The organism is Haloechinothrix salitolerans (assembly GCF_042662605.1).
Lineage (GTDB): Bacteria > Actinomycetota > Actinomycetes > Mycobacteriales > Pseudonocardiaceae > Haloechinothrix_A > Haloechinothrix_A salitolerans.
Genome location: NZ_JBHSXX010000001.1, coordinates 1957415 through 1981706, shown reverse-complemented (window position 1 = coordinate 1981706; position 24292 = coordinate 1957415). Strand labels below are relative to the sequence as shown.

General features: G+C 68.8%; 18 protein-coding genes and 1 riboswitch. Of the genes, 8 read left to right on the top strand and 10 right to left on the bottom strand.

Annotated features, from left to right (window positions below; all coding sequences use genetic code 11):
- Positions 1-68 precede the first annotated feature (68 nt).
- Both ACFQGD_RS09330 and pth read left to right on the top strand, forming a co-directional pair.
- A complete protein-coding gene (locus ACFQGD_RS09330) occupies positions 69-713 on the top strand; it encodes a 50S ribosomal protein L25/general stress protein Ctc (RefSeq protein WP_345403344.1) in 645 nt (214 codons plus the stop codon).
- A gap of 1 nt (position 714) precedes the next feature.
- Positions 715-1305: an aminoacyl-tRNA hydrolase gene (pth, locus tag ACFQGD_RS09325; protein WP_345403341.1), complete on the top strand. Its 591-nt coding sequence runs from the start codon at positions 715-717 to the stop codon at positions 1303-1305.
- A gap of 240 nt (positions 1306-1545) precedes the next feature.
- Here pth and ACFQGD_RS09320 read toward each other — a convergent pair whose 3' ends face one another.
- From ACFQGD_RS09320 to metG, 8 genes are all read right to left on the bottom strand, one after another.
- Entirely contained in the window at positions 1546-3231 is a 1686-nt protein-coding gene (locus ACFQGD_RS09320; RefSeq protein ID WP_345403338.1) for a fatty acyl-AMP ligase, read from the bottom strand.
- Between the two features lie 72 nt (positions 3232-3303).
- Entirely contained in the window at positions 3304-5061 is a 1758-nt protein-coding gene (locus ACFQGD_RS09315) for an ABC-F family ATP-binding cassette domain-containing protein (protein WP_345403335.1), read from the bottom strand.
- A gap of 57 nt (positions 5062-5118) precedes the next feature.
- Positions 5119-6084 carry a 4-(cytidine 5'-diphospho)-2-C-methyl-D-erythritol kinase gene (locus tag ACFQGD_RS09310; RefSeq protein ID WP_345403332.1) on the bottom strand — a complete coding sequence of 322 codons (966 nt, stop codon included), beginning with the start codon at positions 6082-6084 and terminating at the stop codon, positions 5119-5121.
- A 110-nt stretch (positions 6085-6194) separates the two neighbouring features.
- The gene (locus ACFQGD_RS09305) at positions 6195-7232 is read right to left on the bottom strand and encodes a methionine ABC transporter ATP-binding protein (protein WP_345403329.1); all 1038 of its coding nucleotides are present in this window, start codon (positions 7230-7232) and stop codon (positions 6195-6197) included.
- 170 nt (positions 7233-7402) lie between these two features.
- Positions 7403-7493: riboswitch (SAM riboswitch) on the bottom strand.
- Between the two features lie 64 nt (positions 7494-7557).
- Positions 7558-8598 (bottom strand): ribosomal RNA small subunit methyltransferase A, encoded by a 1041-nt coding sequence (locus ACFQGD_RS09300; protein WP_390183633.1) that lies wholly within the window; start codon positions 8596-8598, stop codon positions 7558-7560.
- 95 nt (positions 8599-8693) lie between these two features.
- Complete coding sequence (locus ACFQGD_RS09295) at positions 8694-10103, bottom strand: ubiquitin-like domain-containing protein (protein WP_390183632.1); 1410 nt, start codon at positions 10101-10103, stop codon at positions 8694-8696.
- A 318-nt stretch (positions 10104-10421) separates the two neighbouring features.
- Positions 10422-11276, bottom strand: a complete 855-nt coding sequence (locus ACFQGD_RS09290; RefSeq protein ID WP_345403323.1) for a TatD family hydrolase — start codon at positions 11274-11276, stop codon at positions 10422-10424.
- Positions 11269-13071 carry a methionine--tRNA ligase gene (gene metG, locus ACFQGD_RS09285; protein ID WP_345403320.1) on the bottom strand — a complete coding sequence of 601 codons (1803 nt, stop codon included), beginning with the start codon at positions 13069-13071 and terminating at the stop codon, positions 11269-11271. Before metG ends, ACFQGD_RS09290 begins: the two co-directional genes overlap by 8 nt.
- Positions 13072-13165: 94 nt before the next feature.
- Here metG and ACFQGD_RS09280 point away from each other — a divergent pair, with 94 nt between their 5' ends.
- Both ACFQGD_RS09280 and ACFQGD_RS09275 read left to right on the top strand, forming a co-directional pair.
- Positions 13166-14476: an aminodeoxychorismate synthase component I gene (locus ACFQGD_RS09280; protein WP_345403317.1), complete on the top strand. Its 1311-nt coding sequence runs from the start codon at positions 13166-13168 to the stop codon at positions 14474-14476.
- 68 nt (positions 14477-14544) lie between these two features.
- The gene (locus ACFQGD_RS09275) at positions 14545-15834 is read left to right on the top strand and encodes an MFS transporter (protein WP_345403314.1); all 1290 of its coding nucleotides are present in this window, start codon (positions 14545-14547) and stop codon (positions 15832-15834) included.
- 3 nt (positions 15835-15837) lie between these two features.
- Here the strand turns inward: ACFQGD_RS09275 and rsmI are convergent, their stop codons facing one another.
- Positions 15838-16686, bottom strand: a complete 849-nt coding sequence (rsmI, locus tag ACFQGD_RS09270; RefSeq protein ID WP_345403311.1) for a 16S rRNA (cytidine(1402)-2'-O)-methyltransferase — start codon at positions 16684-16686, stop codon at positions 15838-15840.
- A gap of 254 nt (positions 16687-16940) precedes the next feature.
- Here rsmI and ACFQGD_RS09265 point away from each other — a divergent pair, with 254 nt between their 5' ends.
- The 3 genes from ACFQGD_RS09265 to ACFQGD_RS09255 all read left to right on the top strand — a co-directional run bounded on the left by ACFQGD_RS09265 (position 16941) and on the right by ACFQGD_RS09255 (position 20698).
- Positions 16941-18461 (top strand): dolichyl-phosphate-mannose--protein mannosyltransferase, encoded by a 1521-nt coding sequence (locus ACFQGD_RS09265; protein WP_390183631.1) that lies wholly within the window; start codon positions 16941-16943, stop codon positions 18459-18461.
- A gap of 178 nt (positions 18462-18639) precedes the next feature.
- A complete protein-coding gene (locus tag ACFQGD_RS09260) occupies positions 18640-20037 on the top strand; it encodes a TrkH family potassium uptake protein (protein ID WP_345403308.1) in 1398 nt (465 codons plus the stop codon).
- The gene (locus tag ACFQGD_RS09255) at positions 20030-20698 is read left to right on the top strand and encodes a potassium channel family protein (RefSeq protein WP_345403305.1); all 669 of its coding nucleotides are present in this window, start codon (positions 20030-20032) and stop codon (positions 20696-20698) included. Before ACFQGD_RS09260 ends, ACFQGD_RS09255 begins: the two co-directional genes overlap by 8 nt.
- Before the next feature lie 74 nt (positions 20699-20772).
- On the opposite strand, the gene ACFQGD_RS09250 is transcribed toward ACFQGD_RS09255, so the two are convergent.
- Positions 20773-22479: a serine/threonine-protein kinase gene (locus ACFQGD_RS09250; protein WP_345403302.1), complete on the bottom strand. Its 1707-nt coding sequence runs from the start codon at positions 22477-22479 to the stop codon at positions 20773-20775.
- Positions 22480-22670: 191 nt separating this feature from the next.
- Here ACFQGD_RS09250 and ACFQGD_RS09245 point away from each other — a divergent pair, with 191 nt between their 5' ends.
- Positions 22671-24266: a beta-N-acetylhexosaminidase gene (locus tag ACFQGD_RS09245; RefSeq protein WP_345403299.1), complete on the top strand. Its 1596-nt coding sequence runs from the start codon at positions 22671-22673 to the stop codon at positions 24264-24266.
- Positions 24267-24292: the final 26 nt, after the last annotated feature.

Here is a 24292-nt window from a genome sequence, read left to right as displayed (position 1 = left end):
CGAAGCCCCTCGCGCCGGGTCGACCCCGAGCAAACCGATTTCCCTGCCTAGTGTCAAGGAGAAGACCGTTGGACGAGGTACGTCTGTCCGTTGAGCACCGCTCCGAGTTCGGCAAGGGCGCGGCACGCCGCACCCGCCGCGCGGGCAAGATCCCCGCCGTGCTCTACGGGCACGGCTCCGATCCGAAGCACCTTTCGCTGCCGACCGTCGAGTTCGCCCGCGTCATCCGTGACCACGGCCGCAACTCCGTGATCACGCTGAACATCGAGGGCGAGCGCAAGTCGCAGCTCGCGCTCACCAAGACCATCACGGTCCACCCGCTGAAGAACTACATCGAGCACGTCGACCTGCTGCTGCTCAAGCGCGGCGAGAAGGTCACCGTCGACATCCCGGTCGTGCTGACCGGCGAAGCCGTCAGCGGCACCCTGGTCAACCAGGACTACGACACGCTCTCCGTCGAGGTGGACGCGCTGCACATCCCCGAGCAGCTCGAGGTGTCCCTCGATGGCGCCGAGATCGGCACCCAGGTCCACGCGGGCGACGTCGAACTGCCCGACGGCGCTACGCTGCTGACCGATCCAGAGGCGCTGGTCGCCGCCGTCAACGAGGCGCCGACCGCCGAGTCGCTCGAGGAGCCCACGGAGGAGGAAGAGGCCGCGGCCCCCGCGGAGGCCGCGGCCGAGGAGCCAGCCGCGGAGGAGTCCAGCGAGTAACGTGTCCGAACTGGACATTCCGGGGGCCGGCGAGCGGGTGCTGCTCGCCGGCCTCGGCAATCCGGGACCCGCGTATGCGGGCAACCGCCACAACGTCGGTTTCCTCGTCGCCGACGAACTCGCCGACCGCGTCGGCGGCAAGTTCAAGGCACACAAGGCTGGTGCCGACGTCGTCGAGGGCAGGCTGGCTGGCACGCCCGTCGTGCTCGCCAAGCCGCGCTCGTTCATGAACCTCTCTGGCGGCCCGATCGCCGGGCTCGCGCGGTTCTTCAAGCTCCCCGCCAGCGCCATCGTCGTCGTGCACGACGAGCTCGACATCGATTTCGGTGCGGTCCGACTCAAGTTCGGCGGCGGTGAGAGCGGCCACAACGGGCTGCGCTCGCTCTCGAAGTCACTCGGCACCCGCGACTACTATCGGGTGCGCTTCGGCGTCGGCCGCCCGCCAGGGCGGATGTCCGCCGCCGACTACGTGCTCAAGGACTTCTCCCGCATCGAGCGGCGCGACCTGGCTTACCACGTCGACCGCTGCGCCGACGCCGTCGATGAACTGGTCAGTAAGGGCCTGGCCTCGGCGCAGAACCGGTTTCATTGAGGGGCACGGGTGGGCCATGCCGTGTCGCTCGCACGTCCACGCCGCAGCGTAGGGCCCGCGCCTCGCGTCACCTGCCCTGCTGTCGTTCCCACGCCGCTTTCATCCGTTTTGCGTGGTCGTCCGCACTGAATACCGGCGATTGTGAGTCGTTGTGGTCGCTGCCACGACCACAACGGCTCACAATCCACAGCGAGACTCGACACGAACGCCCGACCGGAGCGCCCACCGTCCACCGCCAGGCTAGGCGCTCGCCTTGTCGATCTCGTCGGCGTACGTCTCCGCCGTTGCGGCGCGCTTGACCTTGCCAGACGGCGTCTTCGGCAAGCTCCCCGGCGAGAGCACCAGCACCGAGAACGGCCGAACGCCGACCGCGTCGGTCACCCGCGCGGTGACTTCCTTCGCCAGCGCGGATTCGTCGTCGGAACCCGCGACATTCGACTCCAGCACGACGGCATAGCGCTCCCTGCGCGTACCCGCGTCGATGCGCACCGCGATCGCGTTACCCGCGCGCACGCCGGGCACCGCCTGCGCGGCGCGTTCGACGTCGGTCGGGTAAATGTTGCGGCCGCCCATGATGATGACGTCCTTGCTCCTGCCGCAGATGACGATCTGCCCGTCGATCAGGTAGCCGATGTCGCCGGTGGCGAACCAGCCCTCGGCGTCCTGCGTGTCCAGCGGCCCGTCGACGGTCAGGTATCCCGGTGTCACGGCTTCGCCGCGTAGCTGAATCTCCCCGACTTCACGGTCACCAAGCACGGTGCCGTCCTCCGCGACGATCCGCGCCTCGAGACCGGACAACGGCCTGCCAAGCACCGCGAATGAGCGCACCTTGTCGGTGCCTCGGCGCGGGTCGTCGTCGGGAACCGGCACCGCCCGGTCGTGCGCTTCCAGCGCGTCCGGCTCGACGACGTCCAGCTCCAGCCCGGCGCCTAGCGGAGCGAAGGACACCGCGAGCGTTGCCTCCGCGAGACCGTAGGCGGGGAACACCGCACCGGGATCGAGACCGAAGCGCGCACCCGCGTCGGTGAATGTCTGGACGGCGGCGGCGTCGATCGGCTCCGCGCCGTTGAGCGCGATGCGCAGGCTAGACAGGTCGTAGGACGCGTCGTCACCGGCCCTGGCGAGCCGCTTGCCGACAATCGCGTAGGCGAAGTTCGGCGCTGCCGTGACGGTGCCCTGGTAGCGGCTGATGAGGTCCGGCCAGATCAACGGCCCGCCGAGGAACTCCACCGGGGTGACCTTGACGAGCTCGATACCGAAGGTCATCGGAACGGTCAGGAAGCCAACCATCCCCATGTCGTGAAACAGCGGCAGCCACGACACCATCGTGTCCACCTCGGGGTCAACCTCGGAGCGCTCGATCATGGCCGACATATTCGAGAACAGGTTGCCGTGCGTGATCTTGACGGCCTTCGGTTCCGCCGTCGACCCGCTAGTGAGCTGCAGCAGTGCCAAGTCGTCCTCACCAGCGGCAACCGGATCGGCGATTGGATCGGCGTCGAGCAGGTCATTGATCATCCGGTAGCGGATGCCGTTCTCCTCGAGGACCGGCGCGAGCTGGTCGAAAGGGTCGCCGAGCAGCACCAGGTCGGAGCCGATCATCCGCAACACGGTAAGCGTGTCCGACGCCCACTCGCCGAGGTCGGTGCGCGGAGTGGGTTGGTGCAGCATGGTGACGCTGCCCCCGGCGAACCACACCGCCTGCACCGTTGGCGCGATCAGCGCCGGCGCGGCGGCGAGGACGCCGACGGATCCGCCGGGGCGAAGCCCGTCCGCGGCGAGACCGCCCGCGACGCGCCGCGCCTGCTCGTGCACGTCGGCCCACGTCGCCCGGACCGGGTCGTGCGGTTCGCCGGTGGTCATTCCGCGCTTGCCGCCGCCGTCGGAAAGGGCAATGGATATCAGTTGGTCGACAAACCTGCTCATACCGTCGAGCCTATAGACCACATAGTTGTCACCGATACACAAGCCCGCCCAGCACGGCTTGTACGAGGTCGACTATTCGGCGGCGTCGGCGAGCTCCATCCAGCGGGCCTCGACGTCCTCCTTCTCGGCGATAACGGCTTTGAGTTCGGAGTCCAGTTTCAGCAGTTCGTCCGGGTTGTTGGCGGCGTTCGCGAGCGCGTCGTGCAGTTCCCGCTCCTTGCGGTGCAGCGTCTCCACCTTGCGTTCCAGCTTCGCCAACTCCTTCCGCGCCGCGCGCTGCTCGGCTGCGGAGGACTTCTGCTTCGCCGGAGCCGCTTCGGTGGCGGGGGCGCTCAGCAGCGACGCCCGACGGCGCAGGTACTCGTCGATGCCGCCGGGCAGGTCGGTGACCGCGCCGTCGCCGAACAGCGCGACCACGGTGTCGCAGGCGCGTTCGACCAGGTAACGGTCGTGCGAGACGACGACGAGCGTGCCGGGCCACGAGTCGAGCAGATCTTCCAGTTGCTGCAACGTGTCGATGTCGAGGTCGTTGGTGGGCTCGTCCAGCAGCAGCACGTTCGGCTCCGCCATCAGCAGCCGGGTGAGCTGCAATCGCCTGCGCTCGCCGCCGGAGAGGTCGTCCACCGGGGTCCACTGCCGCCGCGCCGGGAAGCCGAACCGCTCCGCGAGCTGCGACGCCGTCATCTCGTGCTTGCCAAGCACGACGCGCTTCGCCACCTGTTCGACGGCCTCAAGCACCCGTAGGTCGCCGGGCAGGTCCTCCAGCTCCTGCGTCAGGTACGCCAGCCGCACGGTGGTGCCTTCGATCCGCTTGCCCGCGTCCGGCTCGCGATGTCCGGCCAGCAGCCGCAGCAACGACGTCTTGCCGGACCCGTTCACCCCGACCAGGCCGATCCGGTCGCCTGGCCCGAGCCGCCAGGTGACATCGCTCAGCAGCTCCCGCTCCCCCGCGCGCAGCGTGACGTCCTCCAGCTCGATCACCGTCTTGCCGAGCCGTCGCTTGGCGAAGGCGTGCAGTTCACGCGGATCGCGTGGCGGTGGGACGTCGGCGATCAGCGCCTCGGCGGCCTCCACGCGGTAGCGTGGCTTCGACGTCCGCGCCTTCGCGCCACGCCGCAGCCACGCGAGCTCCTTGCGCGCCAGGTTGCGGCGCTTCTCCTCAGCGGCCGCTGCCAGCTTGGCCCGCTCCGCACGGGCGTACACCCAGTCGGCGTAGCCGCCCTCGTACTGCTCGACGGTCCCGTTGACGACTTCCCACGTCCGGGTGCACACCGTGTCCAGGAACCACCGGTCGTGGGTGACGACGACCAGCGCGACCTTGCGGGCTAGCAGATGATCGGCGAGCCAGCGCACGCCCTCGACGTCAAGGTGGTTGGTGGGTTCGTCCAGGATCAGCAGGTCCAGCTCGCGCACCAGTGCCGCGCCGAGGGCTACCCGGCGTCGTTCCCCGCCGGACAGCGCGCCGACCTTCGAGCCGAGGCCCAGCGCGGTGATGCCGAGCCCCTCAACGATGGAGCGCACACGCGGATCCGCCGCCCACTCGAACTCGGCGTCGTACCCGGCGAGCACGGCGTCGCGGACGGTGACGTCGGCGTCGATCTCCACCCGTTGGGTGACCACGGCGAGCCGCAGGTCACGTGACCGGGCGACCCTGCCGGAGTCCGGCGGTTCCAGGCCAGCCAGGATCTCGAGCAGCGTCGTCTTGCCGCCGCCGTTGAGGCCGACGACGCCGATCCGGTCAGTGTCCTCGACGCCGAGCGACACGGCGTTGAGCAGGGTGCGTTCGCCGAAGGACTTCGAGACGTCCTCGGTGTTGATCAGGTTGACCATCTAGGCGCTATTCCAGGGGCAGAGGTTCGGGGTCCGTGTCCAACTTAGGCCACGGCGTCAGGCGTGCACCTGGGGCGGGGTCGGACGCGTGCTGTCCTCGCCGCCGACGATCCGCGCGCCGTGCACCGGGCCGTGCGCGACCCGCACCGTGCGGCACACGCCGGTACCCGCGAGCTGTGCGGCGACGTCGACGGCGGCGTCCTCGTCCTCGCACAGGAACGCGCACGTCGGCCCGGACCCGGACACCATGCCCGCCAGCGCACCCGCGTCCACGCCAGCGCGCAGTGTGCGACGCAGCGACGGCCGCAACGATACGGCCGCGGCCTGCAAATCGTTGCCGAGCAGCATGGCGAGCTGTCTCGGGTCGCCGGACGCCAGCGCCTCCAGCAGCGGGGCGTGCGAGCCGACGCGCGGCGGCTCGCCGTTGTCGCGGAGCCGGTCCAGCTCGCCGAACACCCTGGGCGTCGACAGGCCCTTCGTCGCGAACGCGAGCACCCAATGGAACGTGTGGCGGCACAGCACCGGCACCAGTTCCTCACCGCGACCCGTGCCGAGTGCGGTTCCGCCGGACAGTGCGAACGGGACGTCGCTGCCGAGCTTCGCGGCGATCTCGGCGAGTTCGTCCCTCGCGATGTCCAGGTCCCACAACGCGGCCAGCCCGACCAGCGTGGCCGCGGCGTCCGCGCTGCCGCCCGCCATGCCGCCAGCGACCGGGATGCCCTTGCGGATGACGACCCTGACCTTGGGTTCGTCGCCCGTCCGGCCGACGTAGTTCGCGAGCTCGTTGGCGGCGCGCCAAGCGAGGTTGGCCTCACCGCGCGGCACGGTGTTCTCGCCCTCGCCGGACACCTCGATGCCCGGCTCCTCGCTCGCGGCGACGGTGACCTCGTCGACCAGCGACAACGCCTGGAAAACCGTGGTCAGCTCGTGGTAGCCGTCATCGCGCGCGTCGCCCACACCGAGGTGCAGGTTCACCTTCGCTGGCACCCGGACGGTCACCGGTGGCGGTACAACGGCTAGCACGCTGCCAGCCTACGCCTACCGAGCGTGTGTGACCCGTCGCGCCCACGACGCCGTGTCCGACGTTTCGGACGCTGTGTCCGACACTCCCGACGCTGTGTCCGGCAGTGTGGCTACGCGGCGACGCTGGCCAGCGCGGGCTCGCGGGTGACACGACCGCCGAACGTTGCCACGCGTGTCGGACGACGCACCGGCGTGACGAGGCCGCCGTGCTCGCCGATCCAGCCGAGCGCGATCGCGGCCTTCTCGCCGCGCAGCCCAATCCGGTATCGGGCGACCGGGACGTCACCGATACGAGTGGTGCCGCCGTCCAAAGTGGCGATGTCTACACCCAGTCGGTCAGCCGCCGACGGCAGGGTCGTGCCGACCGTGGCGTGGCCGATGAGCGTCACATCAGCGACGACGTCATAGCCATCGGCGTCGGAGTCGTCGGTACGCGGCAGCACGCGGCGCGCCAGGTGGCTGTCCTGGTTGGTGATGAGGTCGAACACCGTGCCGGTCTCCAGCAGCCTACCGTCGGCGAACAGGGCGACCGCATCACACACCTTGCGGACGACGTCCGCGTCGGCGGTCGCGAGCACGATGGTCACGCCAAGTTCCGCCCGCGCGCGGTCCAGCGTCGCCAGGACGGCGCCCGCCTGCCCGGCCTCGAGCCCGGCCGTGGGCTCGTCCAGGACGAGCACCGCGGGGTCGGTGGCCAGCGCACGGGCGATCGCGACGCGCCTGCGCTGGCCTTCATCGAGCTCACCGGGATGCTGCGCGCCAGCCCGCGCCAGACCGACAAGGTCCAGCAGCCGCAGCACTCGCTCGCGCCTGCTCGGGCCGTCGACCCCCAGCCGCTCAAGCGGGGTGGCGACGTTACCCGCGACAGTACGCTCACCGCGCAGTGACGGGTAGGCCTCCAGCAGGCTGAACCGTTGGCGCAGGTCACGCAGCGACCCGGTGTCCAACCGGGTGGTGTCGACGTCGTCGACACGAATGGTGCCGGCGTCGGGCCGCTCATGCAGGCCTAGCAGCCGCGCGAGGGTCGACGTCCCCGATCTCGCGCGGCCGAGCAGGCCGAACACGGCACCGGCTTCGATCTCAAAGGAGACATCGCGCAGCGTGGTGGACTCGGTCGTGGACGTGGTCAGATTTTCGACAGTGATCACGAAGAACTCCAGTGTGGTGCGGCCCTCGCGCAGCGAACAGCGAGGCGTGCGGCAGGGCCTTCGGTCAGGACGGGCTGGCTGTCAGCAGCGGCGACACGCGCACACCGTGCGGCGGCACTGGTCGACTACGCGACGCTTCGTCAGCATTCGTGACCGATACACAGAGAATCCCTCCATCGGTCCTGGCGGTAGCACCTGCCCATCGGTGGGTGGTTGCTGCGGCGTCAACAAGCCAGGTCTCTCGGCCGCTCGGGATGGATGCCTCAACATTACAGCGGAAAGCCACCACTCTTGGCAACACCAGGCGGGCGCTAGATGTTCCAAATCACAGCGCGGCGTGCGCGATCCGGGCGAAGTCGGCGACGGTGAGTTGTTCGCCCCGAGTCGTCGGCTCGACGTCGGCGGCACGAAGGATCCTCTCCGCACGCTGCGCAGAGCCGGCCCACGACGCCAGCGCGGCGCGGAGCGTCTTGCGACGTTGGGCGAACGCGGCGTCCGCGACGGCGAACACCTGGTCGCGGTCTACTGTCGACGCCGCCGCGGGACCGTCGGGGTGGCGTTCGAACGACACCAGTGCGGAGTCGACGTTCGGGACTGGCCAGAACACGGCGCGCGGGACAGGAGCGACCTTGTGTGCCGTGCCGTACCAGGCCAGCTTCACGCTCGGCACGCCGTAGACCCGACTGCCGGGACCAGCAGCCATCCGGTCCGCCACCTCGGTCTGGACCATCACCAACGCACGCCGCAGCGACGGTAGCTCGCCGAGCAGGTGCAACACGACCGGCACCGCGACGTTGTAGGGGAGATTCGCCACGAGGAGATTGGGTTGGGCGACGCTTGGTGTGTCGGGAGTGCAGGACACAGCATCCGGAACGTCGGACACAACGTCCGGAGTGTCGGACACAACGTCGGGAGTGCAGGACACAGCGTCCGGAGTGTCGGACACGGCGGCGGTGGCTAAGTCCTCCGCGCGGAGGCGGAGGGCGTCGGCAGTCAGGACCGTTAGGCGTGAGGTGGCGGCGCTGACGGCGCCCGCCTCGCTTGCCTCGCCCGGCTTGCCTGCCTTGCCCGGCTCGCTTGTCTTGGATGCCACTGTCGCGGGCAGCCGGTCGGCCAACACCGGATCGACCTCGACGGCCACCACCCGCGCGCCGGTGGCGAGCAGCCCCAGCGTCAGCGACCCGAGCCCCGGGCCCACCTCCAGGACGACGTCGTCAGCGCTGACACCGGCGAGCCGCACGATGCGGCGCACCGTGTTCGGGTCGTGCACGAAGTTCTGGCCGAGCTTCTTCGTCGGGCGCACCGCGAACTGCTCGGCCAGCGCGCGCACCTCCGCAGGCCCCAGCAGGGCGACGTCCGATTGGATCACCTGAAAAGACTATGTCGTCGCGGGAGCCGCGGACGCGGCAGGGCCGAAGCACGGTGACAAGCCTCGCGGCAGGGCGAGAGGCCCGGACCCCGTTACGTCGGCAGGCCGAGTTTCTGCGCGCAGTGGGGCCACGCGCTGTAGCCGTTCCTGGCGTCGCGGAGCTTGGTGGCGATCGCGATCTGCTGCTCACGTGAGGCCTGGTGCGGGTACGCCGCGTACTGGCCGCCGCCGTAGGCGTCCCAGGTCTGCTTGTTGAATTGCAGGCCGCCGTAGTAGCCGTTGCCGGTGTTGATCGACCAGTTGCCGCTCGACTCACAGAACGCGAGGCGGTCCCACACGGCGGCGTCGCTGATCACCAGCTGCTTGGTGCCGACGATCACGATCCTCGGCACCGCCTTGCTCAGCACCTTAACCTCGAGCTCTTCGCGGCTGACCTCGACGTTGTTGCGCCGGGTCACGCGGTAGGTGACGAGTTTCTCGCCCGCCTTACCCTGCTGCTTGACCTTCTCGGTGCCAGCGGGCATCTCGGGGTCCTCGATCGTCTTGACCGGGGGCTCGATGGGTTCCTTGATGTTGATCGTCGAGACGCCGGTGCGCACGATACGCAGCTCGGCGCCGTCCACGAGTTTACGCTTGAGCCCCTTCTCGACCGAGTCACGCTCGCCGAGCTTGATCTCCTGGGTCGCTAGGAACTCCTTGACGGTCACCGCGTTGGTGGTGACCGTGCGCGGCTTGTTGCCGCCGTCGAACAGCGTGATGTCCTTCTGGGTCTTGACCTCGAGGGTCATGCCGTCGAGCGGCACCGAGCCATCGCGCGGGGCGGACAGCACGGCACCGTTGGACAGCATCTTGCCCATGTCGAGCTGCTTCATCGCCTCTTCAACGGTGGTCGCGCGCACCCAGGTCTCGCGCTGCTTGCCGTCGACGATGAGGGTGAGCTGCCGCCCACGCTCCAACTGGACGACGCCGCCATGGCCGACGGCGGCGTTCGGGGACGGCGACAGCGCGTCATGCTTGCCGATCGTGATGCCCGCGTCGTCAAGGACATCGCCAACGGTCGACCCGAACGTGTTGACCGTCTGCGTCTTGCCATCGACGTTGAGCGTGACGCTCTTGTTCATCGCGAGCGCGGCGGCGCCACCACCGGTCAGCGAGACCAGCACCGCGACGACAGCGCCCTTCAGGAAGCGCTGCTTCCAGGTCCTGATCGCGGTTGCGAGCCCAGATTCCTCGGGCTCCGGCTCCCTCGCGGGTGCGTATGCCTCGACGATGTCGTCCGGGATGTAGTCCGGGATGACGGGCAGCACCGTCGTCTCGGCGTTGACAAGCCGGATCAGCTCATCGACGTCGACGTCGAGGTCCCGCAGCATCGCCTCCGCCTGCGGGCCGAGCACAGCGTGCACGTCCTGCGGCGTGACGGCGGGTGAGGGAGAGAACTCACCGATGTCCGCGTCGTATTCGGGCCAGTGAAAGTCGGTAGTCGGCCGGTCCAGCTGAGCCACCGAAGAGCGCTCCGGGCGCAGCGGGGCACGCCACTGGTCAACAGTCACGAAGCCGATCCCTTTCGCACAGCGGTCTTCCTCAACGCATGCGGGCGCATGCGTACGGACTCCCGCAGTCGGCGTCGCCAAGGCACCAGCTCACGACTGTGCCCCAATCCCCGACGTGCACCGACGCGACTGAGGGTTTCCGTAAGCGGACTCCCAGTCACTGAGCCCACTCACTACGGTCACGAGACCATAACGGAGACTACGTGGTTGCGCAAACACCCTGAGCGATGTCGTGAACTTGGTCACTCCCTCGAGTGGCCCAGTCTCGCGTCACTTGTCGCAACGCGTAGTACTCGGCGTCACGCTGCGCAACGAGAAGATCCGCTCCGCCGTGGCGTTGACGGCCGCTGCCAGCGAGGAAACATCGTCTCCGCGCAACTCCGCGAGGTCACGCAGGGTGTAGGCGGCACAGTACGGCTCGTTCGGCCGTCCCCGGTATGGGTGGGGCGTCAGAAACGGCGCGTCGGTCTCCACGAGCAGTTGATCCCGCGGCACCAGTGTGGCGGCCTCCCGCAGCGGGCGCGCGTTGCGGAACGTGACCGGCCCGGCGAAGGACAGCACGTATCCCGCTTCGACGCAGCGCCGCGCCACGTCGGCGTCCCCGGAGAAGCAGTGGAAGATCACCCGATCCGGCGCGCCCTCTTCGTCGAGGATCCGTAGTACGTCCTCATGCGCGTCGCGGTCGTGGATCATCAACGGCTTGCCAACGCGCTTGGCGAGGTCGATGTGCCAACGGAACGCCGCCTGCTGCGACTCCGGCGTCGAGAAGTCCCAGTAGTAGTCCAGCCCGGTCTCCCCGACCGCGACCACGCGCTCGTCCGTGACGAGGCGTTCGACCTCGGCACGGACGGTGTCGTCGAAGTCCTCGGTGCGGGTGGGATGGATCGCTACGGCGGCATACAGGCGCTCGTCCCACGTCGCCGCGTCAGCTGCCCAGCGGGCGGCGGCGATGTCATCCGCGACCGTGACAACGCGCGTCACCCCGGCCGCCTCGGCACGGTCCAGCATCACCACGACGTCGTCGGCGGTCTCCGCACCACAGGCGTCCAGGTGCGTGTGGGCGTCGACGATCGGCATGGGCAGCCGTTCCGGTACGGGCGGCCGCTCACGACGCTTGTCACTCATCGGCGGTCCTGATCGGAGCCCAGGACGGCCCGGTCTCGGCTAGCGACGGGTCGAGCTTGCCGAAGATCGGACGCGGCTTGGCCAGCGGGCGGCCCACCTCGATCGGCACCGGCTCCCAGCGCGCCTGCTCGGCGGCGTACTCACCGGTGAGGATCGGATACGACCTGCCTGGCTCCTCCAGGTCGTCCACCTCGGACACATCCGGCTGCGCCGACCACACGCCGGTGCCACCCAGCGCCTCGTGCACCTGCTGCGCGGCGTGCGGCAGGAACGGCGTCAGCAGCGCGTTGGCGTCCGAGACGACCTGCAGCGCGGTGTGGAGCACGGTGTCGCGGCGGGCGGGATCGTCCTTGAGCTGCCAGGGCTGCTGCTCGGACAGGTACCGGTTGGCCGCGGTGACCACGCGCATCGCCTCGTTGGCCGCCTGCCGGAACCGCGACCGTCGCAGGTGCTCGCCCACGGTGTCGAACGCCCGCGCCGACAGCGCCTTGAGATCGACGTCGGCCTGCTGCGGGGCCTCCGGCCTCGGCACCGCGCCCACATTCTTGTGTGCCATCGAGATAGACCGGTTGACGAGGTTGCCCCACTCGTTCGCCAACTCGTAGTTGGTACGGCGGACGAACTCATCCCAGGTGAAGTCGACGTCCTGGTTCTCGGGACCCGCCACCGAGATGAAGTAGCGCAGCGCGTCCGCTCCGAACTCCTCAAGGAAGTCGTGCACGTAGATCACAGTGCCGCGCGAGGTGGAGAACTTCGACCCGCTCATGGTCAGGAACTCGCTGGAGACGACCTCGGTGGGCAGGTTGAGCGTGCCGAACGCGCCCGGTGTGCCCCCCTTGTCGCCCGCGCCGTTCTGACCGAGCAGCAGCGAAGGCCAGATCAGCGAGTGGAAGACGATGTTGTCCTTACCCATGAAGTAGTAGCCCTTGGCGTCGGGCGACGTCCAGAACTCGCGCCAGGCGTCGTCATCGCCGCTGCGGCGAGCCCACTCCACGCTGGCCGACAGGTAGCCGATCACCGCGTCGAACCACACGTAGAAGCGCTTCATCGGCGCCTCCCGCCATCCGTCGAGCGGCACGGGAACGCCCCAGTCGAGGTCGCGGGTGATGGCGCGGGGGCGCAGGTCGTCCAGCAGGTTCTGACTGAACTTCAGCACATTCGGCCGCCAGTGGGTGCGGGTGGACAGCCACTCGCCCAGCGACTCGGTGAACGCGGGCAGGTCGAGGAACAGGTGCTCGGTCTCGACGAACTCCGGCTTCTCGCCGTTGATACGCGAGACCGGGTTACGCAGGTCAGCCGGATCGAGCTGGTTGCCGCAGTTGTCACACTGGTCGCCGCGCGCCCCGTCGTAGCCGCAGATCGGGCAAGTGCCCTCGATGTAGCGATCGGGCAGGGTACGGCCTGTCGATGGGCTGATCGCGCCGAGCTGGGTCTTGGCGACGACGTAGCCGTTGCGCCACAGCGCCGTGAACAGCTCCTGCACCACGCGGTAGTGGTTGCCGGTGGTGGTGCGAGTGAACAGGTCGTAGGAGAGCCCGAGGCCGTGCAGGTCGCCTACGATCTGCCGGTTGTACTTGTCGGCGAGCTCGCGGGCGGTCATGCCCTCCTTGTCGGCCTGCACCTGGATCGGGGTGCCGTGCTCGTCGGTTCCGCTGACCATGAGCACCTTGTTCCCCGCCATGCGCTGGTAGCGCGCGAAGACGTCGGAGGGGATGCCGAACCCGGACACGTGGCCGATGTGGCGGGGGCCGTTGGCGTAGGGCCAGGCCACCGCGGTGAGAACGGGAGTGCTCATGCCTGCGTAGCCTACGGACTTCCCGTGCGCGGCCGACACGGGCCAGCCCTGCCCCGTTCGAGCTAAGACGGACGGGACGGGGGAGGATGGCGGCATGCGGTTGGAGCGGATGGCGTTGCGGACCGGCGCACGGCCCGAGCAGGTGTTGTCCCTGCTCGACGCCCGTGCCCGGCGGCTTGGGCTACCCGCCCCCGCCGCGCTTATCGGCGACTGGTTCGGCTCACGCGCCGTCATCGCTCCCACCGTCGAGCTGCGCCCAGTCACCGAGGTGGCTGAGGCCTTCGCTACTCCGGCTCGGCAGCGCGCGGTGAATTCCCCCGCTGATGGCGCCATTGGCGGGGGCTGGTTCGGCTACCTCGGTTACGACCTGACCGACCCCTCCGGCCGATCCGGCGCGCTGCCACCAGCCGCGTGGGGCTGGGCCGACCACGTGCTGCGGCTCGACACGACCGGGCAGTGGTGGCTGGAGACGCTCGGCCCCGAGCTGGATGCCCTCGCCGCGGAGTTCGACGCGCTGCTCGACGTCCTGTCTTCGGATGACGCTCCCGACGTCCTCACGGAGCACGGCTGGACCGCGACGCGCCTGCGCAGGCCGGACGGTAGCGAGCACACCAAGGCGGTCGCGGCCTGCATGGACGCCATCGCGGACGGCGAGCTGTTCCAGGCCAACATCTGCGCTCGTTTCCACGGCGAGTTCGACGGCTCGGCGTGCGAGCTGTTCACCGCGGGTGTACGACGGCTGCGACCCCGGCGCGCGGCATACCTGGCGGGCAGCTGGGGCGCGGTCGTGTCGCTGTCGCCGGAGCTGTTCCTCGCCCGCACTGGACGTCGAGTGCGGTCGACGCCGATCAAGGGCACGCTCCCCCGCCGCGGCGACGCGGATGCGGCCAACGCCGAACGGCTGCGGCGCTCCACCAAGGACGTCGCGGAGAACGTGATGATCACCGACCTGGTGCGCAACGACCTCGGCCGGGTCAGCGCGGTCGGCAGCGTCACCGTTCCGGAACTGCTCAGCGTGACCGAAGCGCCCGGCGTGTGGCATCTGGAGTCAACCGTGGCGTCGGAACTCGCACCGGACATGACGGACGCCGACCTGCTGCACGCCACGTTCCCGCCCGGTTCGGTCACCGGCGCGCCGAAGCTGCGGGCGCTGGATCTGATCGCCGAGCTTGAGCCCGAGGCACGCGGCGTGTACTGCGGCGCGGCCGGACTTGTCTCCCCCGCGGCGGGGATGGAGCTGAACGTCGCCATCCGCACGCTCGAAGTCGCCGACGGCGCGGTCGCGCTGGGTGTCGGCGGCGGGATCACCGCGCTGTCCGATCCAGCAGCGGAGTGGCAGGAATGCCTGCACAAAGCGGCGCCGCTTGAAGCGCTGCTGCGGCATTTCGCCGCCGAGCCGACGTGAATGGAATTTGTGATCAGAACGTCACGTTGCCTACTGTTCGGACGACTGAACCAGCGAGGGGACAGGCGATGACGACGAGAACCGATCAGACCGCTGACGGCGGCAGCGCCGCCGACACGGTCGCGGACACCCTGCCACGTGAGGTGTGGGTGCTCGTCGCCGCAAACGTCCTGATCGCGGCGGGCTTCGGGCTGGTGGCGCCAGCGATCCCGATCTTCGCTGACAGCTTCAACGTCGGCGTCACCGCGGCCTCACTGGTGATCAGCGCGTTCGCCGCGGCGCGGCTGCTGTTCGCGCCAGTCGCGGGCGGTCTCGTCTCCCGGCTCGGCGAGCGCAAGGTCTACCTCACCGGACTACTGATCGTAGCCCTGTCCACGGGGGCGACCGCGTTCGCCAACGGCTACGTCCAGCTGCTGGTGTTCCGCTCGGCGGGCGGCATCGGCTCGACGATGTTCACCGTCTCCGCGATCGCGCTGCTGATCCATCTCACCCCGCCGCCGCTGCGCGGCAGGGCAGCTGGCTTGTTCGGTACCGGCTTTCTCGTCGGCAACGTCATCGGGCCGCTGGCGGGCGGCGGCCTGATCGAGATCAACATCCGCGCGCCCTTCCTCGTCTACGCGCTGGCGCTGCTGATCACCACGCTGTTCGTGTGGCTTATGCTGCGCAACTCGACGTTGATCAGCGCGGCGGACAGCGACGACGCCCCCGCGCTGACCCTGCCCGCCGCGCTGCGCGACCACGCCTACCGGTCGGCGCTGCTGGCCAACTTCTCGTTCGGCTGGATGGTCTTCGGAGTCAGGGTGGCGCTGGTGCCGCTGTTCCTGGTGCAGGTGCTCCACCAACGAGAGGGCCTGGTCGGCATCGCGTTCGGCGTGTTCGCGGCAGCCAACGTCGGGATGCTGCTGCTGTCCGGCAAGCTCGCCGACACCATCGGCCGCAAACCGTTCGTGCTGACCGGGCTGACGGTCACCGCCGCGGGCACGGTCTGGCTAGGCCTCACGTCGTCACTACTCGAGTTCATGGTGGCCACCGTGGTCACCGGGCTCGGGGCCGGGCTGCTCACGCCGCCGATGCAGGCGACGGTGGCGGACGTCGTCGGCTCGCGCGGACGCGGCGGTCCGGTGCTGGCGACGTTCCAGATGGCCGCGGACGTCGGCGCGATCATGGGCCCGCTGCTGGCGGGCGCGCTGGCCGAGGACGTCTCATTCGGCTGGGCGTTCGGTATCACCGGCGCGCTGGCGCTGATCGCGGCGTTGGTATGGGTGCCCGCGCGGGAGACCCTGCCGACGAAGCAGGAGGAACCGCACCACCCGACGCCGGAGCAGTCCTGCGAGCTGGACGCGCGGCGCCAGCCGTAGCCCCTACTTCCGCGCGGCGAGCACCGCGTCGTACAGCTCCTTCTTGGACACGCCGTGCGCGGCGGCGACGTCACCGGCGGCCGTCTTCAACCGCTCCCCGGCATCGACCCGCTCCCGGACGGCGGCGACAAGGTCCGCGACGTCCGGCTGCCGAGCGACGGCGCCCGCGACAACGACCGTGATCTCGCCGCGCAGCCCCTCGGCGGCGCGGTCGGCCAGCTCGGCGAGGGTGCCGCGCAGGACCTCCTCGTACGGCTTGGTCAGCTCCCGGCAGACGGCGGCGCGCCGCTCACCGCCGAGCACCCGCGCGGCGTCGGCCAGCGTGGTGGCGATGCGGTGCGGTGACTCGAAGAACACCGTAGTCCGGGGCTCCTCGGCCAGCGCGGCGAGGAACTTCTCCCGCTCGCCCGGTTTGCGGGGCACGAAGCCGTCGAAGCAGAACCGGTCGGAGGCGAGCCCGGACAGCGCCAGCGCCGTCGTCACCGCGGATGGCCCCGGCAGACAGGTGACCGGCAGTTCGGCGTCCGCGCAGGCGCTGACCAGCGAGAATCCTGGATCAGACACGCTGGGCATCCCGGCGTCGGTGACCAGCAACACCGTCTTGCCCCCACGGATCGCCTCAAGCAACGCGGGAATCCGCGACGTCTCCACAGCATCGTAGAAGCTGACCAGCCGCCCGGTCATCGTCACGCCGAGCGCGATGGCCAGCGCCCGCGTCCTGCGGGTGTCCTCCGCCGCGATGATGTCGGCGCTGCCAAGGGCATTGACCAGCCTCGGCGACGCGTCGTGGGAGTCGCCAAGCGGTGTCGCGGCCAGCACCAGCCCGCCCCGGTCGTCTGTCGGCGTGTCCACGGAGCCAGCTTCGCACGACGAACGACGCGTTCCCCGCACTGGGCGCACCGAACGACGCTTTCACCGCGCCCAACGCAGCGAAAGCGTCATTCAGCGCAATACGACACCCGCACGTCGACCTCACACCATCGGGCCTAGCATGGACCCTCGTGACGACGGTGCTGCCCGACAACGCGCTGACCGTGACGCGCAAGCTCCCAGCACGCCCACCCGCGCCGCCGTCGGACGCCGAGCTCACCCTGCTCGGCAGACCGATGCCCGACGACCGGCTGCGCGCTTGGCTCGTCACGCTCGTCATCACCGGCATCGGCGCGGTCGTCCGGCTATGGAATCTCGGGTTCCCCACCGACAAAGGCACACCGGTCTTCGACGAGAAGCACTACGTTCCGCAGGCATGGCAGGCGCTGCGCAACGGCGGGTACGAGGACAACTACGGCTACGAACTGATCGTCCATCCGCCGGTCGCCAAGCAACTCATCGCCATCGGCGAGTGGCTGTTCGGCTACAACGGCTGGGGCTGGCGGTTCAGCGCGGCCATCGCGGGCATCGTGATCATCTTCCTGGTGATCCGGATCGCTCGCAGGCTCACCCGCTCCACCCTGCTCGGCGCCGTCGCGGGCGTGCTGGTGATCGCCGACGGCGTGCTGCACCTGCAATCCCGCATGGGGATGCTGGACATCTTCCTCACGGTATTCGTGCTCGCCGCGTTCGGTTGCCTAGTGCGCGACCGGGACCAGGTGCGGGAACGCCTCGCGGAGGCGGTGCGCAACAACTGGCTGTCGACGTCACCGTACGGGCCGAAGCTCGGGTTCCGTTGGTGGCGATTCGGCGCGGGGGTGATGCTCGGCATCGCCTGCGGCGTGAAGTGGTCCGGCCTGTACTACATCCTGGCGTTCCTGCTCATGCTGCTGGTACTTGACTGGAGCGCCCGCCGCGCGGCGGGCATCGCCCGGCCCGTGCGAGCGGTGCTCTTCAGAGACACCGCGCCCGCGGTGCTGTCGCTCGTGGTGCTCGCCGTCCTGCTGTACCTCGGCACCTGGTGGGCGTGGTTCGCCAGCGAGACCGCCACCGACCGGCATTACCTGGAGATCGCCAATCCGGAGGGCGGCTACTTCGGATTCCTGCCAGGCGGGCTGGCCGGGGCCATGCCGGACAGCCTCGCCGCCGTGCTGCCGAGCGCGCTGGGCTCGCTCGCGCACTACCACGGCAACGTGCTGGACTTCCACGCCAACCTCGCAACGCCGGACGGTGACCCGCACCCGTGGGAGTCGAAGCCGTGGACGTGGCCGATGGGCCTGCGGCCGATGCTGTACTACTACTACGGCTCCGGTGAGGAGGCCGTCGGCTGCGGGCAGGCGGAGTGCGTACGCGCGACGATGCTGATCGGCACCCCAGCGCTGTGGTGGCTGGCGGTGCCGGTGCTGGTGTGGGGGCTGTGGCGCACGGTGTTCCGCTCGGACTGGCGCTACGGCATGGTGCTGGTCGGCTACGGCGCCGGGTTCCTGCCGTGGTTCGCCAACCTCGACCGGCAGATGTACTTCTTCTACGCGACACCGCTTGCGCCGTTCCTCGTGCTCGGGCTGACGCTTGTGCTTGGCCAAATCCTCGGCACTACCCGCGACGGCGCCGAACGAAGAGGCACTGGACTGCTCGTCGTCTCGCTCTACATCGGTCTCGTCGTCGCCAACTTCATCTGGCTTTGGCCGATATTGAATGGCGATTCGATCACGACCGCGCGGTGGGAGGCCGAAATGTGGCTGCCCTCGTGGCGGTGATTCCGACACGGGGATAGGCTCCCCTCTCGGCGCGGGCCCGTCACGACAGCAGGGGCCACGCGTCACGACACGGCAGAACAACACCGTCGGGGCGCGGTGGGTCGCCCACCGCTGTAGGTGAAGGAGACGTACGGGTGCGCGCGTTGACCCTGCTCGGCCGCCGAGCGCGCAGGGCGCCATGACACGGGCCGGACCATCCGAGCCGAGATCACCGCTGCTTAAGGCGCTGCTCGGGATGCGGAAGGCGCTGCCGACGGCGGGTCATCCCGCCCGCGCGGTCATCATGGGGTTCGCCGCGACAGTGGCCGTCGGCACCATCCTGCTGATGCTGCCGATCACGGCGGAGAACGGCCAGGCGACCGACTTCGTCACGGCGCTGTTCACCGCGACGTCGGCCGTGTGCATCACGGGGCTGATCGTGGTCGACACGAGCGGGCATTGGTCGACGTTCGGCGAGATAACGATCCTCGTGCTCATCCAGATCGGTGGGCTCGGCATCATGACCGTGGCGTCGCTCATGGTGCTGCTGGTTTCCCGCCGGTTCGGGCTCCGGATGCAGCTCAGCGCGCAACGGGAGACGAAGAGCCTTGACCTGGGTGAGGTTCGCGACGTCGTCCGCAGGATCGTGCTCATCAGCATCACGGTCGAGGTCATCGTCGCGACGGTGTTCACGGTCCGGCTGATGAGCGGCTACGACTACGGGTTCGGCGACGCACTGTACTCCGGCGTGTTCCACGGCATCTCGGCGTACAACAACGCCGGCTTCTCGCTGTACTCCGACAGCATGGAACGGTTCGTCAGCGATCCATGGATCTCGCTTGCGGTGATCATCGCGGTGATCATCGGCGGGCTCGGCTTCCCCGTGCTGTTCGAACTGGGCCGCAGACTGCGCGGCAAGATCCACTGGAGTATGCACAGCAAGATCACCCTGCTCACGACGGGTGTGCTGCTGGTCGTCGGGTTCACCTACATCACGATCAACGAGTGGCAGAACGCCGACACGATGGGCGGGCTCGGCGTGCCAGGCAAACTGCTCGCCGGGCTGTTCGCCGCGACGATGCCCCGCTCTGCCGGGTTCAACTCGGTGCCCACCGGCGAGCTGGAGTCGTCAACGCTGCTGGTCACCGACGTGTTGATGTTCATTGGCGGTGGCAGTGCGAGCACCGCGGCGGGAATCAAGGTGACAACGTTCGCATTGCTCGCGTTCGTGATCCTGGCGGAGATCCGAGGAGAACCGACGGTGCATGTCATGGGCAGGCGGCTGGCGGCGACCGTGCAGCGGCAGGCGCTGACCGTCGCGCTACTGGCCGTCGCGCTGGTCATGCTGACCACGATCACGATGCTGTCCATCTCGGAGCACCCGCTCGACGAGGTCCTGTTCGAGTCGGTGTCCGCCGTGGCCACGGTCGGGTTGTCCACCGGAATTACCGCCGATTTGCCCCCCGGCATGCACGTGATGATGTCGATACTGATGTTCATCGGACGCCTCGGGCCGATCACGCTGGCGACCGCGCTAGCGTTGCGGGACCGTCCACGGCGTTACGAACTACCTGAGGAGCGACCCATCGTTGGCTAGGAACGGATCGAGCGGAAACCGTGCCGTGATCATCGGCCTCGGCCGGTTCGGCGGTTCGCTCGCACTCGAACTCGCACGGCAGCGCACCGACGTGCTCGCCATCGACAGCAGCCCGAAGCTGGTCGACAAGTACGCCGAGGACCTGACACACGCCGTCGTCGCCGATTCAACGGACGAGGACGCGCTCAAGCAGCTCGGCGTGCACCAGTTCCGGCGCGCAGTCGTCGCCATCGGCGCCGACCTTGAGGCGAGCATCCTGACGACGTCGGTGCTGGCGGACTTCGGCATCCCCAACATCTGGGCGAAGGCGCTGTCACGGCAGCACGCGCGGATCCTGGAGCGCGTCGGCGCGCATCACGTCGTGCTACCGGAGCACGACATGGGCGAGCGTGTCGCCCACCTCGTGATGGGCAGGATGCTGGACTACATCGAGTTCGAGGACGACTACGCGATGGTCAAGACCGTCGCGCCCGCCGAGGCGGTCGGTCGACCACTCGCGGAAAGCGAACTGCGGTCGAAGTACGGCATCACCGTGGTCAGCATCAAGCGGCGCGGTGAAGGCTTCACCTACGCGACGGCGGAGACCGTCGTCCGCAGGGGCGACCTGCTCATCGTGGCGGGGAAGTCAACAGACACGGAGCGGTTCGCCGAGCTGACGTGAGGGTGGGCGAGTTGATCTGAAGACAGTTGCGTCGTCATAGCAACCGAAACGTCTTCAGATCAACTGGCGCCCCCTCACTGCCGAGGGATCACCCGTGTCACCGGGCCCTCGCGGGACTCGCCCACCCCGGACAGCCACGCGTTCATCTCCTCGACTACCGCCCCGAGTGTCGGCCGGTTGCGCGGCTCGGCGTCCAGCGCCGCCGTCAGTAGCCGGGCGTGGACGCTGCCGCTCGGCAGTTCCGTCGGGGCCTCCGCGCGGGACGCCGCCAAGAGCGCCGCCATCGGGTTCTCCCGGTCACCGCGTGGCGGACGTCCGGTCAGCGCGAAGCTCACAGTGGCGGCGAGCTGCCAGGCATCCGAGGCGGGACTGGCGCCCGCGCCGTTCGCGACCTCTGGCGCGGTGTAATCCGGCGTCCCGATCATCATGCCGGTCGCGGTCATGGCTGAGTCGCCCTTACTACGCGCGATGCCGAAGTCGATCAGATGCGGGATGCCGCGTGGGTCAACGATGATGTTCGACGGCTTGACGTCGCGGTGCAGGACACCTTTGTCGTGCGCGGCGATCAGCGCGCTCGCCGTCGTCGACCACAACCGGGCGGCGGCGACGTCGTCGATCGGGCCGCGCTCGTCAACAGCACTCGCCAGCGCGTCACCGTCCAGGTACTCCATGACCAGCGCGAGTCCTTCGGGCTGCTCGACGAGGTCATACACCCGGACGCAGTTGGGGTGGTCGAGAGCGGCGAGCGCACGGGCCTCCCGCTGCATCCGCTCCTCGGTGTCACGGTCGGGTGCGTGCGCGATCTTGAGCGCCACCGTGCGGTTGAGCTGCGTGTCGTAAGCCTGCCAGACCGTGCCGAAACCACCGTGGCCGAGCCTGCGGGTGCGCTGGTAGCGGGTGTCCGACGTCGGCGCGCGGGCAGGGATTGGCACCGGCACCGCACCTGCCATGGCGGATTCTCCCGACGTCGGCGCCACCGCCGTCGGCGGGTAATTCCCAGGAGGCGGGGGCGGTGGCTGCACAGGACGTTGCGGTGGCTGCTGTGGCGGCGCCACCTCACGGCGGGCCTTGCGCTGGTCCGCCCGCCGGATGGCGTGCCAGGACGGCGGGCCGACCACGGCGATCGGGATCAGTCCGAGCACGCTGACCGGGAGGAACCCGAGCCACAGGTGGATGGCGGTGTTGGCGTTGACGGTCACGCTGAGCAGCGCCAGCCCGACGAACGGTACCCAGAAGAACCGCGCGGGCCACGCGGGACCACGGCGGAAGGCGAGTTTGCCCTGCAGCATCACGAAGATCAGCGACAGAATGGGCAACCCAACCAGCGTGCCGAGGTAGAAGCCGTAGGCGAGTTCGTTGCCACCGGGGTAGAACAGCGTGTCGAACACGCCTGGACCCTTGCCAAGGTAGACACTCTGGTCACCGATGAAGTCGCAGTATGTCGTGTTGAGGGCGGCGACCTCGCCCTGGCTCAGACCGCCACGACCACCGGCGGCCACGATCCGGAATGTCTCGGAGACCCCGGCCATCAGGACCCACGGCAGCACACCTACGAACACCACGCCGATCACGCCGAACACACTCAGCGTGACGGCGGAGTAGGTGTTGCCGGTGAATTTTCTGATGACGCTGATACCAAGCGCGCCGATGATCGGCAGCAAGGCGATGAGCGCACCGGCCGTTCCGGTGGCCCACACCCAGTCACCAGGGCAGATACCCGGACCGAACAGCTGCTTCGAGAACGAGAGCAACCCACTCGCGAGGTCCGAGAACAGGTCCACGAATGCTCCTCCACCCAATGGGACTCCGCGTGCGAATCACGGCACGCACGACACGTCACGTTCACCCACAGTATGTCGCCACCCATCACGATGGGCCCGCCAACGCGCGGAGTGACGGCACATGGTGCGATAGGCGCGTGGGAGCGAGGATAAAGTCACGACGCGCCGCGATCCTCCTGAGCCTTCTTGTGGTGAGCCTAGTGGTCAATGGATGCACCGACGATCCCCCGACGCAGGGCACGGCGTCCGTCAGCGCCCAGGCGACCTCGCCTCGGCCCGCGACGCCGACGACGACACCGGAACCGGTGCGGTTACCGGACGACGCGCCAACGTTGTCCGACGTCATCCCCGCCCCGGCCAGCGTGCGGGCGGCGGAGAAGGACAACTTCGCGCTGACGAAGCAGACCGTGATCTCCGCCCCTGACGACGCGAAGGCCGCCGGTGACTACCTCGCCGACGTGCTCCGCCCGGCGACCGGTTTCCCGCTGCGCGTGGTGCCCGGCGAGGACGACGCTGGCGGCATCCGGCTGGTACTCCGCGAGGGCGGCGACCCGCGGGACGAGAGTTACCGACTGGAGATCGCCCGCGACGGCGTCACGCTGAGCGCGGCGAGCAAGGACGGACTGTTCGCCGGGGCGCACACGTTGCGGCAACTGCTGCCCGCAGACGTCGAGCGCGGCAAGACCGTCGACCGCGAATGGGTGCTGGCCGGCGGCGTCATCGAGGATGAGCCTCGGTTCGGCTACCGAGGCGCGATGCTCGATGTCGCGCGGCACTTCTTCGGCGTCGATGTCGTCAAGCGCTACATCGACCGGGTGGCGCAGTACAAGATCAACTATCTGCACCTGCATCTCGCTGACGACCAGGGCTGGCGCATCGAGATCGACGGCTGGCCCAAGCTCACCGAGGTCGGAGCACGCAACGAGGTCGGCGGCGGCAAGGGCGGCTTCTACACGAAGCAGCAGTACCGGGAGATCGTCGCGTACGCGGCCTCGCGCGGGGTGACGATCGTGCCGGAGATCGACATGCCCGGCCACACCAACGCCGCGCTGACCTCGTATGCCAAGCTCAACTGCGACGGCAATGCCCCGCCGCCCTACACCGACACCAAGGTCGGCTTCTCCTCGCTGTGCATCGACAAGAAAGTCACCTACGAGTTCGCCCGCGACGTCATCACCCAGATCGCGGAGATGACGCCGGGCCCGTACCTGCACATCGGCGGCGACGAGGCGAACAGCACCACCGACGCCGACTACCGAAAGTTCTTCGACAAGGTGCTGCCGATGATCGTCAAGGCGGGCAAGCGCCCCATCGGGTGGCACGAGTACGCCAAGGCTGACGTGCCCCGCTCCGGCGTGGTGCAGTACTGGCGTATCGAGACGGAGGACGCACCGACGCGGCGCCAAGCGAACAGCGGCAGGCGGGTGCTCATGTCCCCGGCGCACAGGACGTACCTGGACATGAAGTACGAGGAGTCGAACCCATGGGGTAACTCCTGGGCCGGGCCGGTCGACGTCCGCAAGGCATACGAGTGGGAACCGACGAACGAACTCGCCGGGGTCGGTGCCGGCGCGGTACTCGGCGTGGAAGCTCCGCTGTGGACGGAGCTGGTCACGACCGAGGACGAGATCGAGCGGATGGCGTTCCCCCGGATGCAGGCGATCGCAGAGGTGGGCTGGTCGAAGCGGACGAAGTGGGACGACTTCAGGGAGCGGCTAGCCGGTCAGGCGGAGCGGATGACCGCGCAGGGCATCGCGTTCCACCGCGACACCGGCGTGCCGTGGTGATGACGCGGTCGTGATGCGGTGAGTGT